The following is a 1,122-nucleotide window of genomic DNA, read 5'->3' on the forward strand; positions in this document are numbered from 1 at the left end:
TCCGCGCGCGGGCTGCTGCACGCTGCGCACCGGCCGTTCCGGCTCGACTACGACCGCGCACGGCACGTGCATGTGATCAACGGGATGGGTGTCACGCTCGGCGATTCGGTGATCGGGCTCACCGCCCTTGCCGCGCTGCGCACGACGCACCCGGGCCTGCGCTTCACGCTGTACCGGCCGGCCCGCGCGCCGCGCTATGTCGAGGCGCTGTATGCGCTCGCGGCCGACATCGTCGCGCCGTCGCGCACACTGCCGTACCCCGCCGACGCGCTGCCGGCGGATGCGGCGTGCATCGACGTCGGCAATCACCTGTACTGGCCCGCCTTCGCGCGGCTGCCGATGATCGATTTCTTCCTCGACGCGCTCGGCGTGGAGCCCGCGTCGGTACCGGCGTCGGCCAGGCGCAACCGCTGGCTCGCGCGGCTGCCGCTGCCTGCGTTGCCTGAGGACTGGCAGCGCCCGTACGTGCTGTTCTGCCCGACCGCGAGCACCGCGTTGCGTAGCGTGCCGCCGACGATGCGGGCGACGTTCGTCGAGCAGCTCGCGCAGCGCTACGGATTGCCGGTGGCCGGGTTCGGGCCCGTTTCGCATCCCGCCTATGTCGACGTGAGCGCCGATGCGGCCGACGATACGGCCCGGTTCATCGCATGGGTCAAGGGTGCCAGCCTGCTGTTCGCGCCCGACACGGCCGCACTGCATCTCGCCGACGGTTTCGACGTGCCGACGCTCGCGTGCTTCACGACGATCGGGCCGGCGCTGCGCGTGCGCGACTATCCGCATTGCGTGCCGGTCGCGCTCGACGTTCCCGCCGAATTGCGCGGGCTGCATCGCAGCGAACGGCCGGCCGATCTCGCGGCGGTCGAGGCTGCCTATCGCGCGATCGACTGGGATGCGCTGGCGTGGCCCGCGCCGCGCGACGCGGCGGCTACGACCGAATAGGGAAACAGCGTGCGGTGGCCAGTTGAGAGGCCGAAAGCGTAGCTGCGGGTACGCGCCGCCTGAGCCTGAGCCTGAGCCTGAGCCTGAGCCTGAGCCTGAGCCTGAGCCTGAGCCGGAGCCGGAGCCGGAGCCGGAGCCGGAGCCGGAGCCGGAGCCGGGCTGCGGCCGGGCTGCGGCCGGGCT

Annotated in this window: 1 protein-coding gene; it reads left to right on the forward strand. The window is 72.4% G+C overall.

Translation table 11 applies throughout. From position 1 onward, the window contains the following. The coding region (locus G3O00_RS42655; RefSeq protein WP_206146594.1) for an ADP-heptose--LPS heptosyltransferase at positions 1–939 on the forward strand (939 nt) is incomplete at its 5' end. Positions 940–1,122: the final 183 nt, after the last annotated feature.

Source organism: Burkholderia sp. Ac-20384 (genome assembly GCF_017104605.1).
Taxonomy (GTDB): Bacteria; Pseudomonadota; Gammaproteobacteria; order Burkholderiales; family Burkholderiaceae; genus Burkholderia; species Burkholderia lata.